The organism is Streptomyces sp. NPDC059816 (genome assembly GCF_042732055.1).
Lineage (GTDB): Bacteria > Actinomycetota > Actinomycetes > Streptomycetales > Streptomycetaceae > Streptomyces.
Genome location: NZ_JBHWIQ010000003.1, coordinates 332,088 through 343,599, shown reverse-complemented (window position 1 = coordinate 343,599; position 11,512 = coordinate 332,088). Strand labels below are relative to the sequence as shown.

The following is an 11,512-nucleotide window of genomic DNA, read 5'->3' as shown; positions in this document are numbered from 1 at the left end:
CCCGATAGAGGGGCGCGGGGAACTGCGCAAAACCACAGCGCACCCGCACGGGACCCGCACCGGCACCACGTCCCAGGTCGGCTCACCGCAGAAGTGCCGCCGCCGGCCCACACCCTGGGTCCCCGGCGCCCGGGAGTCCCGCGCGAAGCGGTACGGGCGACCCGGGAGCGGTACCGGGCACCCGCCGCGCGGGGGTGTGGATCCGACGGCGGCGCACGGGCGCCGGGCGGAGAGGCGGATCAGAAGTTGCCGTTCCCGAGCAGTTCCCCGTCGGTGTCGTAGACGGTGACGAGGCCACCGCCGTTGTCGGTCTTCTTCCAGTCCGCGAACGCGGAGGCCAACAGCTTCGCGGGACCGGTGCCCTTGCCCATGATGCCGCCGGTGTAGTCGGTGTAGACGTCGGCCGTGCTGAGGAGGTCGTTCACCTCGTCGGCGCCCTGCACCTTGGTGACGTGGGAGACCGCGTCCTTCTCCTTCGGCGTGCCGTTCTTGTTCACGAACGCCTTGAACCGGTCGGCCTGTGAACCCTTGGCCGCGCTCTTGTCGGCGTCCTTCTTCTTGTCGTCGCCCTTCGCGGAGCCCCCGGAGGACGAGGAGCTGGACTTGTCCTTCTTGGTGCCCGAGTCGTCCTCCTCGGGGGTGCAGCCGATCGCGCCGAGCGCGGTGATGCTGACGACAGCGCCGATCGCGAGCGCCTTCCTGATGCCCATGAAGGGTCCCCTCCCACAAGTGAAGGCCCCCGAACCCGAGGTGCCGTTCGTTCGATGGGTCAATAGAAGCAAAGCTTGTGAACCACGTCAACACGAGAACTGGGGGTTGATTAATTCACGGCGTGAATAGGTCGGTCGCGATTGGCTGGGTATGCTCGATGTCACATGAGTACGGGGACGAGGGAGGTCGAGCGGGTGCACGACAACGCCACGGAGGTGACTGCCGCCGGGATCGCGCGGCTCGCGGGGGTCGGTCGGGCCGCCGTCAGCAACTGGCGCCGTCGTCATCCCGACTTCCCCCGACCGGTGGGGGGCACGGAGACCAGCCCTTCCTTCGCGCTCACCGACGTCGAGGAGTGGCTCCGCCGTCAGGGCAAGCTCGCCGAGGTCCCCCTGCGCGAACGGGTGTGGCAACAGCTCGCCGGCCATCCGGCGGGTCCCGTCACCGCACTCGTCCAGGCGGGGTGCACCCTGCTCCTGCTCCGGGACCGCCCCACCGAGTGGCTGGAACTGGCCGCCGTCTCCGATCAACGGATGGCGGAACTCCTGCCCGACGCACTGGCGAAGGTGGTCGCCGCCCGCCTGGGCGTCCGCCCCGCGGACCCCGCTGCGCGGCCGGGCCCCGGTTCACAGCAGGGCGCCACCGCGAGCGCCGGGCCCGCCCTGACCGTCCCCACGCCCGCCGAACTGGCTCCGTCCGTGCCGCTGCTGCGGGGCGTCGTCGACCTCGCCGCCGAACGCGGGGCCCGCCAGACCTTCGAGTTCCTGCTCGGGCGGCACCTCGACGCCAACCCCCGCCAGTACACCCTCACCCCCACGGGTCCCGCCGAACTGATGGCGGAGATCGCCGGGGAAGCCCGTACCGTCCTCGATCCCGCCTCCGGCACCGGCACCCTGCTGCGCGCCGTGCGCGCGCCCGCCGCCGTGTACGCCCAGGACGCCGTCCCCGACCTGGCCGCGCTCACCGCCCTTCGACTCGCCCTGCACGACGCCGCCGAGGTGCAGGCCCGGGCCGGCGACACCCTGCGGGCCGACGCCTTCCCCGGCCTCAAGGTCGACGCGGTCCTGTGTCACCCGCCGTTCAACGAACGCAACTGGGGCCACGACGAACTCGCCTACGACCCGCGCTGGGAGTACGGCTTCCCGGCCCGCACGGAGTCCGAACTCGCCTGGGTGCAGCACGCCGTCGCCCATCTGCGCGACGGCGGCACCGCGGTCCTGCTGATGCCGCCCGCCGCCGCCTCCCGCCGCTCCGGCCGACGCATCCGCGCCGACCTGCTGCGCCGGGGCGCACTGCGCGCCGTCATCGCGCTGCCCGCCGGCTCCGCGCCCCCCTACAACATCCCCCTGCACCTGTGGGTCCTGCGCCGGCCCGTCCCGGGGCAGCCCCCCGCGCAGCCCGAGGTGCTGCTGGTGGACGCGACCTCGGACACCTCCGACGGCCGTACGCGCCCCAGTTGGCAGACGGTGCGGGAGGCCGTTCTCGACGCCTGGCGCCCTTACGAGCGCACCGGCGCCGTCGAGGAACGCCCGGGCCTCAGCCGCGGGGTGCCCGTCATCGAACTCCTCGACGACGACGTGGACCTCGCGCCCGCCCGTCATCTGCCGCCCCCGGCCGCGGGCGGTGGCACCGCGGAACTCACCACCGTCCGCGAACGCCTCGGTGACACGCTCCGACTGACCGCGGACCTCACCCCGCCGCCGCCCCCGGCCGAGGCCGCCCCGCGGTCCCCGTGGCCGCTGACCACGATCGGCGAACTCGCCCGCGCCGGTGCGGTGGTCCTGCGCAGTGCGACCGTCCACGCCGTGCCGACCGGCGCCGCGTCCGACGTGCCCGCACCGGGCGCCCGCATCCCCGTCCTCACCGACCACGACGTGCTCGCCGGCTCCGGGCCCTCCGGGGAACTCCCGGAAGCCGAACTCCCCGAGGACACCGTGGTGACCGAACCCGGTGACGTGGTGGTCCCCGTCCTCGGCGGCGGCGCGGTGGCCCGGGTCGTCGACGCGGACGGCGCGGGCGCCGTCCTCGGCCGCAACCTCACCCTGCTGCGGCCCGACCACGCCGCGCTCGACCCCTGGTTCCTCGCCGGGTTCCTGCGCGGCACCGCCAACAACCGGCAGGCGAGCAGCTACGCCTCCACCGCCACCCGGCTGGACGTGCGCCGGATGCAGGTGCCGCGCATCCCGCTGGACCAGCAACGGCGCTACGGCGACCGGTTCCGCACGCTCGCCGCGTTCGAGGACGCGCTGCGGTTGGCCGGGGTGCTCGGCGAACGGCTGGTGCGGGGCATGCACGACGGCCTCACCGACGGCACGCTCGCCCCCGACCCCGTACCCGCCCCCGACCCCGGACCGGCGGACGGCGACCAGGCGGACGGAGACCGCCCGGACCAGGCGTCCTGACAGCGCCGTCCCGCGAACGATTCCGGCAAGTCGCCTGAAAACGCCCGGAGTCCCGGCGGGGCGGGCCGTGGTTCCCCCGTATCGGCCGGCCCGTTGCCGGATGTGGCCTATACGCTCGAAACCCGTACCGTCCGCAGGTCCACCGCAGGCGGCCCCGGCCCGACAGGAGAGTCATGCACGGCCACGGCCACGGCCCCGGCTTCGCGCCGCAGTCGCCCCAGCCGCCCAGGCGGCCCGGCAAGGGAACGCTGCTCACCCTCCGGGTGGTCTTCGTGGTCCTGTGCATCGGCAGCCTCGGCATGCTGGCCTGGGCCGCCCTGCTGCGGGCCGCGGTCCTGACCCGCAAGCAACGCGACTGGACGGTCTTCTTCGGCTCGCTCGTGCTCCTCATCGGAGCGTTCGCGCTGATCGGCACGGACAACACGGAGGGCCTACAGACCTGGCGCGGCAACACCGGTGTCGCCGTGATGCTGGTGATGGCCCTCTTCGGCGCCGCGTACTTCCTCTACGTCGACATTCGCCACTTCGAGGGCCCGCCCCGGTACGGCCCCGGCCCGTATCCGGTCCCCGGGAGCGGCGCGCTGCACCCGACCGTCCCGTCGGCCCCCCCGACCCCCGGCTACGGCTACCCGCCCCCGTCCGCTCCCCGGACGCCCGCGGCGAACACGCTCCCGAACTGGGGCACGCACCCCGCCCAACACCCGACGCAGCCGGCCCACCCCGCAGGCCCCCGGACCCCCGTCCCCGGCTACCCGGCGCCCGCGCCGCCCGTCGCCCCCGCCCCGGGACCCGCCCCGCAGCACCACCCCACCCCGCCCCCGCAGCACCGCACCGACCCCGCCCGCATCGACCAGGTCCGCGCCGAACTCGACGAACTGAGCGACTTCCTGCGCAACGGGAACCCCGACCCCGCCCCCGTCCGCCCCCCGGACACCCCCGACGAACACGACGAGCGCGACCGAACCGACCGACGCAACGGGGGGAACCACTGGTGACCGGACGTGTCGTGGCCGACCGCTACGCACTCTCCACGCTCATCGGGCAGGGCGGCATGGGCCAGGTCTGGACGGCCTACGACCAGCGCCTCGACCGGCGGGTCGCCGTCAAGCTGCTGCGCCCCGACAAGGTCACCGGCCCCGGCAGCCCCGAAACCGAGGAACTGCGCCGTCGCTTCGTGCGCGAGTGCCGGGTCACCGCCCAGGTCGACCACCCGGGCCTGGTCACCGTGCACGACGCGGGCAGCGAGGACGGCGACCTCTACCTTGTCATGCAGTACGTCGACGGGGCGGACCTCGCCGACCACCTCGCCGAACACGACCCCTATCCGTGGCAGTGGTCGGTGGCCGTGGCCGCCCAACTGTGCGCGGTCCTCTCGGCCGTGCACGCCGTGCCGATCGTCCACCGCGACCTCAAGCCCCGCAACGTGATGGTCCGCCAGGACGGCACCGTCACCGTCCTCGACCTCGGCGTCGCCTCCGTGATGGACACCGACACCACCCGCCTCACCCACACCGGCTCGCCCATCGGCAGCCCCGCCTACATGGCCCCCGAACAGGCCATGGGCGGCGCCGTCGGCCCGTACACCGACCTGTACGCGCTCGGCGTGCTCCTGCACGAACTCCTCAGCGGGAACGTCCCCTTCGTCGGGGCCACCGCGCTGGGCGTCCTCCACCGCCACCTGTACGAACCGCCGCTGCCCGTCCGGCGCAGCCGCCCCGAGGTCCCCGAAGCGCTGGAGGCCCTGGTGCTCCGGCTGCTCGCCAAGGACCCCCAGCACCGCCCGGCCAGCGCCCAGGAGGTGTACGAGCACCTGCTCCCGCTGCTGCCCTCGCGCGGCGCACCGACCGGCGGCCCCCTCGACCCCACCCGCCCCTTCCTGCGCCCGCACGCCCCCTGGCCCGACCGGGCGGTGACCCCCGCACCGCGCCCCGAGGCACCCGCGCCGCCCGCCGCCACGGCCACCGCCTCCACCGGGCGGCCCGACGTGGCCACGGCCGTCGACGAGGTCAAGCGGCTGCTCGGCGAGGGGCGCATCACCCAGGCCGTCGACGTCCTCGGCGCGATCCTGCCCACCGCCGCCGCCCAGCACGGCGAACGCTCACCCGTCGTACGGACCCTGCGCAAGCAGTACGCGGCCACCCTCATGGACGACGGCCAGTACCGGCGCGCGCTGCCCGAACTGCGCCGCCTGGCCGACGAGCGCACCGCCGAGACGAGCCCCGCGGACCCGCAGGCCCTGCGCTTCCGCTACGACGCCGCCCACTGCCTCGAACAACTCGGGGAACCCGCCGCCGCGCTCGCCGAGTACCGGGCGCTGCTCCCGCACTACGAGAACCCGTACGCGGGCAATCCGCACACCGCGGGCGATCCCGACCTGCCGTTCGAGATCCGCCGTCGGATCGGGCACCTGCTGCTGGCCCTCGGCGACCGGACCGCCGCCCACGACACGCTGGTGCGGCTGCTGCACGACGTGCGGGCCCACCACGGGCCCGCCCACCCCCTGCCGGTGGAGGTCCAGCGCACGCTCCAGTGGCTGGGCCAGGTCGGGGGCTGAGGCCGGGCGGACGTCCGGGGCCGGGGTGACACGCGTACCCCGGCCGCGGCCGGATCGTTGGTGCATCGGGGCCGCCGCCACTTCGGCGGAATCAGGTCTGCCGAACCAGTGGCCGAACCACCGGTCACTGCCTACCATCGATCACCGCACGACTTTGTGCACCGAAGCACAATCTCGCCGCCGGGAGGCTCCTTTGCACCGCCGCCGTCGCATCGCAGTCACTCTCTCCACCGCCGCCCTGCTCGCGGCGACCCCCCTGCTCACCGCCTGCGGCAACGACGCGCGGCCGGGCGCGGCGGCCGTCGTCGGCGAACAGCGGATCACCGTCGAGCAGCTGGAGAGCCGGGTCAACGCGGTGCGCGCCGCCCAGCGCGCGGCGATCAAGGACGACGAGGGCTACGAACGCGCCCTGTCCGGCAGCGGCCAACTGGCCCGGGCCACCCTGCACACCATGGTCCTCGACCGGGTCCTCGACCGTGCCGTCACCAAAGCCGGCGTCGAGGTGTCCCGCAAGGACGTGCAGCAGCTCCGCAAGGGGCTCGCCCAGCAGGCGGGCGGGGAGCAGGGCCTGCGGGCGGCCTGGCTCCAGCAGTACAACGTGCCCCCGAGCCAGCTCGACGCGAGCCTGCGCACGGAGATCGGCGCGCAGAAGCTGTCCGAGCGGCTGGGCGCCGACATGAACACCGAAGCGGGCCAGAAGGCGTTCTGGAAGGCGCTCTCGCAGGCGTCCGACGAGTTGGACGTCCGCCTCAACCCCCGGTACGGGAAGTGGGCGGTCGCCGAGAACGGTCGGGTCGGCCGGGTGGACGGGTCCACCCCGTGGGTGCGTACGGTCACCCAGCCCAGCCCGGCGGCCACCGTCACCTGATCCGCACCCCGGGCGGGGGCCCCTTCCGGCACCCCGCCCCGGGGTGGGCTAGGTTCGTCGGGTGAGTGAGAACAACGTGACCGGCACCGGGTCCGCGGGCCGGATCGTCCTGGTCACCACCAGCCACCGAGTCGCCCCCGGCCTGCTGTCCTGGACCGCCTGGCACACCCTGCGCACCGCGGACCGGGTGCTGTGCGCCGACCCGGGCCACCCCCAGCTCCCCTATCTACGGGAGGCCGGGGTCGAGGTCGAGATCGCCACCCCCGACGCCCGGGAACTGGTCGGCGAAGCGGCGGGCCGCACGGTGGTCGTCCTCGCCCAGGGCGAGGGGGAGTCCCCGCTCACCGACGGCCTGGCCCGGCTCGCCGGTTCCGGTCGCACCACCATGCCGGACCTGGAGCTGCTGCCGGCCTCCTACGACCTGCCGGGCGCCCGACTCCTCGACCTTGTCCAGGTCATGGACCGCATCCGTCTCGACTGCCCCTGGTCCTCGCTGCGGACCCACCGGGACCTCGCCAAGTACGGCATCGAGGAGGCGTACGAACTCGTCGAGGCCATCGAGGACGGCGACCGGGACGAACTGCGCGAAGAACTCGGGGACGTCCTCCTCCAGGTGGTGTTCCACGCCCGCATCGCCGAGGAGGACGAGTCCGCTCCGTTCTCCGTCGACGACGTGGCGGCCGGGATCGTCGCCAAGCTGGTCCACCGCCACCCCCACGTCTTCGGGGACGCCACCGCGACGACCCCCGAGGACGTCCGCGAGCTGTGGTTGCGCACCAAGGCGGAGGAGAAGCGCCGCGATTCGGTCACCGACGGCGTGCCGCTGGGTCAGCCCGGCCTCGCGCTTGCCGCCAAGCTCGCCTCCCGGGTCCGCTCCCGCGGTCTGGACGTCCCGCTGCCCACCGGTGACGACCTCGGCTACGCCCTGTTGGCGATGGCCGTGCGCGCCGAGGCGGAGGGCACCGACCCGGAGGCCGCGCTGCGCGCCGCCGCCCGCGCGTACCGGGACGCGATCCGCGTCGCAGAGCACGCAGAGCAGAGCCGCGGCACCGAGCACGCCGAACACGCCGAGCAGGGCCGGGACGCCGGCGCGGACGGCTGAGCGCGGTGTCCGTTCCCAGCCACCCGGCCGGGGCGCAGGGCGAGCCGGCGCCGCCCCTGTTCACCTGGGAGTTCGCCGCCGACCCGTACCCGGCGTACGCCTGGCTGCGGGAGCACGCCCCGGTGCACCGCACCCGGTTGCCGAGCGGGGTCGAGGCCTGGCTCGTGACCCGCTACGTCGACGCCCGGCAAGCGCTCGCCGACGCCCGGCTCAGCAAGAACCCGGCGCACCACGACGAGCCGGAACACGCCAAGGGCAAGACGGGCATCCCGGGCGAACGCAAGGCCGAGCTGATGACGCATCTGCTCAACATCGACCCGCCGGACCACACCCGGCTGCGGCGTCTGGTCTCCAAGGCGTTCACCCCGCGTCGGGTGGCCGCGTTCGCGCCCCGGGTGCAGCAGCTGACGGACCGCCTCATCGACGGTTTCGCCGAGCGCGGCGAAGCGGACCTCATCCACGAGTTCGCGTTCCCGCTGCCCATCTACGCCATCTGTGACCTGCTGGGCGTGCCCGCCGAGGACCAGGACGACTTCCGGGACTGGGCGGGCATGATGATCCGCCACGGCGGCGGCCCCCGGGGCGGTGTCGCCCGCTCGGTGAAGAAGATGCGCGGCTATCTGGTGGAGCTGATCCACCGCAAGCGCGAGACCCTCGGCGAAGCGGGCGACGACGACCTGATCTCGGGTCTGATCCGCGCCTCGGACCACGGCGAGCACCTCACCGAGGGCGAAGCGGCGGCGATGGCGTTCATCCTGCTGTTCGCCGGGTTCGAGACCACCGTGAACCTCATCGGCAACGGCACCTTCGCCCTGCTCACCCACCCCGAACAGCGGGCGCTGCTCCAGCGGTCGCTGGCCGAGGAGGGGGAGGGCTCCCCGCTGCTGGACACGGCGGTCGAGGAGCTGTTGCGGTTCGACGGCCCGGTGGAGATGGCCACCTGGCGGTTCGCCACCGAACCGCTGCGCCTGGGCGGTCGGGACATCGAGCGGGGGGACCCGGTGCTGGTGGTGCTCGCCGCGGCGGACCGCGACCCGGCCCGCTTCGACCGGCCCGACACCCTGGACCTGACCCGGCGCGACAATCCGCACCTCGGATACGGCCATGGAATCCACTACTGCCTCGGCGCGCCACTGGCCCGGTTGGAGGGCCGCGCCGCGCTGGTCACGCTGCTGCGCAGGCTGCCTGACCTGCAACTGGCCGCTGCTCCGGAGGAATTGCGGTGGCGCGGCGGCCTGATCATGCGGGGCCTGCGGACGTTGCCCGTGCGGTTCGCCCCGGCCGCCGTGACCAGCAGTGGTGACGTCAGATCAGTTCCGTGATGCCTGCGTGATCTGCGCTGCATTGACTTGTGACAGGCGTTCGACTCCGGCTACCTTCACGACGAATCGGCCGCCCCCAGCCGCCGTGTTCGGTCCTGCTGTCGTACGAAAGGCCACCGCATGCTCTCCGGGAACGGTCGTCATCGACGCCCCCGACAGGCCCCCCCTCTGGTCGTTGCGGCCGGGGTGACCAGCTCCGCGATCGTCCTCCCGCTGCTCGGTGCGAGCGGTGCGACCGCGGCGGAGGCAGCGACCTGGGACCGACTCGCGGAGTGCGAGAGCGGCGGCGCGTGGAGCGCGAACGACGCCAACGGCTTCTACGGCGGTCTCCAGCTCACCCAGGAGGCGTGGGAGAAGCACGGCGGGCTCACCTACGCGGTCAGCCCCGACCAGGCCAGCCGGTCCCAGCAGATCACCGTGGGCGAGCGCATCCTGGCCGCGCAGGGACCCGCCGCCTGGCCGGGGTGCGGCGAAGCCGTGGGCCTCGTCAAGGGCGGCCCGGCGGCGGCCGTCGACCCGGGCGTTCCGTCCAAGTCCGACAAGGGCAACAAGGGCAGCGCGGTCATCGACACCGCCCCGGGCGGGGTGGCCGCCGGCAAGTCGGACGCGTCCCGTTCCACCGCGGACCGGCCCGCGTCCCAGACCCCCCGACCGGTGGAGACGACGGAACCCGGTTCCTCGACCTCGCCGAGCGCTTCGGAGGGCGCCTCCGGTTCCGCCGCTCCCTCCGACGGCGCCACCTCCCCCGGCGCCACGGGTTCTTCGGGACCCTCGGACTCCGCCGACCCCTCGGGCTCGTCGAGTTCCTCCCCGTCGTCCGAGGCGTCCCCCGGCGAGTCCTCGTCGAGCAGCGACCCGGGAGACGGGACGCCCGGTACGGGTACCGGGAGCGAGTCGGGTCTGCCCGGCTCGTCGTCCCCCTCGCCCGGCGCCTCCGACGCGACCACGGGCGCATCGACGGGGACGGAGGCGAAGGACGGTTCGGGCCGTCACCGCGGCGCCCCGGCGGCCGAGGAGGCCGTCGCCTCCCGGGAGGGCGACAGTGCGGCGGAGCACGCCTCGCGCAGCAGTGCATCCCGTGACGAACTGGACAAGTCGTACACGGTGCAGTCCGGTGACAACCTGTCGGCGATCGCCGACTCCCAGGGCGTCGAAGGGGGTTGGTCGACCCTCTACGACGGCAACAAGGGCACCGTCGGAACCGACCCCGACCTCATCCTCCCTGGCCAGAGCCTTGACCTGGCGCCCGAAGCGCCCGAAAAGAAGCAGTAGTTCGCTCCTTAATGTCCGTTTTGAGGTGTGGGGCGGAAGTGAGACATGGGTCTCATCAACCCGGCTGAGCTTTGAGTTTCCGCCCGCCCCATGCCTACGGTCAGGGCCGTTCGCCAATGCGGGCACCGACCTCCGTCACGCCGAATCCTGCCGACGGAAGTTCGGGAAAAGTCGACGCGTGAAGCGCCGTGGGCAGGAGCGGGGGACCCAAGGTAAGTGCCGGACGGGGTCGTTCGGGGAGTCGATCGAGACTCCCCGGGAGGCGACCGGACGGCTAGGGGTGGAGCCGCGCGCTGGACGCGCGGCCGGGCACTCACTCGGCCCGAACCCGACAGCTCACCTCGTATGGCGTCGGTGAGGGGATGTCTTCATGCTGCTTTCCGGTAAGGGCAAGCACCGCAAGCCCAGCAAGGCCACTCGTATCGTCACCCTCGCGGGGGTCACCGGAGCGGCCGTCGCCGCCCCGCTGCTGACGGCGACCAGTGCGTCCGCCGCCACCGCCGCCGAGTGGGACCGCGTCGCCCAGTGCGAGTCGGGCGGCAACTGGTCCATCAACACCGGCAACGGTTACTACGGCGGCGTCCAGTTCTCCGCCTCCACCTGGGCCGCCTTCGGCGGAACCAAGTACGCGCCCACCGCGAACCTGGCCACCAAGGCCCAGCAGATCGAGATAGCCGAGAAGGTCCTCGCCGGCCAGGGCAAGGGTGCCTGGCCGAGCTGTGGCGTCGGCCTCTCCAGCGCCCCCTACGGTGGCGGCGCCGCCGAGCAGCCCAAGCCGCAGACCCAGCAGCCGCAGCAGAGCGCCCCCGTGCAGCAGGCTCAGCCGAAGCAGCAGCAGCCGCAGCAGACCGAGCAGCGCGCCTCCCGTGCCGAGGACCGCGCCCCGGCCGCCCCGGCGCAGCCCGCCAAGCCGGCCGCGCCGACCAAGACGGTCGAGACCCCGACCGGCAAGAAGGTCGCGAAGGGCGACGGCGAGTACAAGGTCGTCAGCGGCGACTCGCTCAGCGCCATCGCCGAGGCCGAGGGCGTCAAGGGCGGCTGGCAGAAGCTGTACGAGCTGAACGACGACATCGTCGACGACGCCGACTTCATCTACCCGGGCCAGCAGCTCCACCTCTCCTGACCCCCACTGAACCGGTAGTCCCCTCCGGGCCCGACGGGCCCCACGGGACCACTCCCGGCTCCGGCCCGCCCCGGCCGTGAGCCGCACCCCCGGTCCCGGGCCGCGCCCCGGCCCGGCCGGGTACCCGTCCCCTCGGGTCAGTCCGCCCCGGTGCGCCG

At 73.6% G+C, this 11,512-nt stretch carries 9 protein-coding genes and 1 riboswitch; of the genes, 8 read left to right on the top strand and 1 reads right to left on the bottom strand.

The window, feature by feature from the left end; genetic code table 11:
- Nucleotides 1-239 precede the first annotated feature (239 nt).
- Entirely contained in the window at nucleotides 240-710 is a 471-nt protein-coding gene (locus ACFV88_RS06325; protein WP_385486594.1) for a hypothetical protein, read from the bottom strand.
- A 195-nt stretch (nucleotides 711-905) separates the two neighbouring features.
- Here ACFV88_RS06325 and ACFV88_RS06320 point away from each other — a divergent pair, with 195 nt between their 5' ends.
- The 8 genes from ACFV88_RS06320 (at nucleotide 906) to ACFV88_RS06285 (ending at nucleotide 11,354) form a co-directional block, all read left to right on the top strand.
- Nucleotides 906-3,113, top strand: coding sequence for an N-6 DNA methylase (locus ACFV88_RS06320; RefSeq protein WP_385486753.1), 2,208 nt, complete (start codon nucleotides 906-908; stop codon nucleotides 3,111-3,113).
- Between the two features lie 173 nt (nucleotides 3,114-3,286).
- Entirely contained in the window at nucleotides 3,287-4,108 is an 822-nt protein-coding gene (locus tag ACFV88_RS06315) for a hypothetical protein (RefSeq protein WP_385486592.1), read from the top strand.
- A complete protein-coding gene (locus ACFV88_RS06310) occupies nucleotides 4,105-5,667 on the top strand; it encodes a protein kinase (RefSeq protein ID WP_385486590.1) in 1,563 nt (520 codons plus the stop codon). The genes ACFV88_RS06315 and ACFV88_RS06310 overlap by 4 nt, the downstream gene beginning before the upstream one ends.
- Before the next feature lie 193 nt (nucleotides 5,668-5,860).
- Entirely contained in the window at nucleotides 5,861-6,535 is a 675-nt protein-coding gene (locus tag ACFV88_RS06305) for a SurA N-terminal domain-containing protein (protein WP_385486588.1), read from the top strand.
- A 61-nt stretch (nucleotides 6,536-6,596) separates the two neighbouring features.
- The gene (locus ACFV88_RS06300; RefSeq protein ID WP_385486586.1) at nucleotides 6,597-7,637 is read left to right on the top strand and encodes a nucleoside triphosphate pyrophosphohydrolase; all 1,041 of its coding nucleotides are present in this window, start codon (nucleotides 6,597-6,599) and stop codon (nucleotides 7,635-7,637) included.
- Nucleotides 7,638-7,642: 5 nt separating this feature from the next.
- Nucleotides 7,643-8,959 (top strand): cytochrome P450, encoded by a 1,317-nt coding sequence (locus ACFV88_RS06295; protein WP_385486584.1) that lies wholly within the window; start codon nucleotides 7,643-7,645, stop codon nucleotides 8,957-8,959.
- 186 nt (nucleotides 8,960-9,145) lie between these two features.
- Nucleotides 9,146-10,231, top strand: a complete 1,086-nt coding sequence (locus ACFV88_RS06290) for a transglycosylase family protein (RefSeq protein ID WP_385486582.1) — start codon at nucleotides 9,146-9,148, stop codon at nucleotides 10,229-10,231.
- Between the two features lie 174 nt (nucleotides 10,232-10,405).
- A riboswitch (cyclic di-AMP (ydaO/yuaA leader) is annotated at nucleotides 10,406-10,597 on the top strand.
- A 4-nt stretch (nucleotides 10,598-10,601) separates the two neighbouring features.
- Nucleotides 10,602-11,354 (top strand): transglycosylase family protein, encoded by a 753-nt coding sequence (locus ACFV88_RS06285; RefSeq protein ID WP_385486580.1) that lies wholly within the window; start codon nucleotides 10,602-10,604, stop codon nucleotides 11,352-11,354.
- The last annotated feature ends 158 nt before the right edge of the window (nucleotides 11,355-11,512 follow it).

What these genes read in the sequence shown, in the direction of transcription:
- ACFV88_RS06325 (WP_385486594.1), bottom strand. Translation starts at nt 710, where the DNA reads ATGGGCATCAGGAAGGCGCTCGCGATCGGCGCTGTCGTCAGCATCACC.
- ACFV88_RS06315 (WP_385486592.1), top strand. Translation starts at nt 3,287, where the DNA reads ATGCACGGCCACGGCCACGGCCCCGGCTTCGCGCCGCAGTCGCCCCAG.
- ACFV88_RS06285 (WP_385486580.1), top strand. Translation starts at nt 10,602, where the DNA reads ATGCTGCTTTCCGGTAAGGGCAAGCACCGCAAGCCCAGCAAGGCCACT.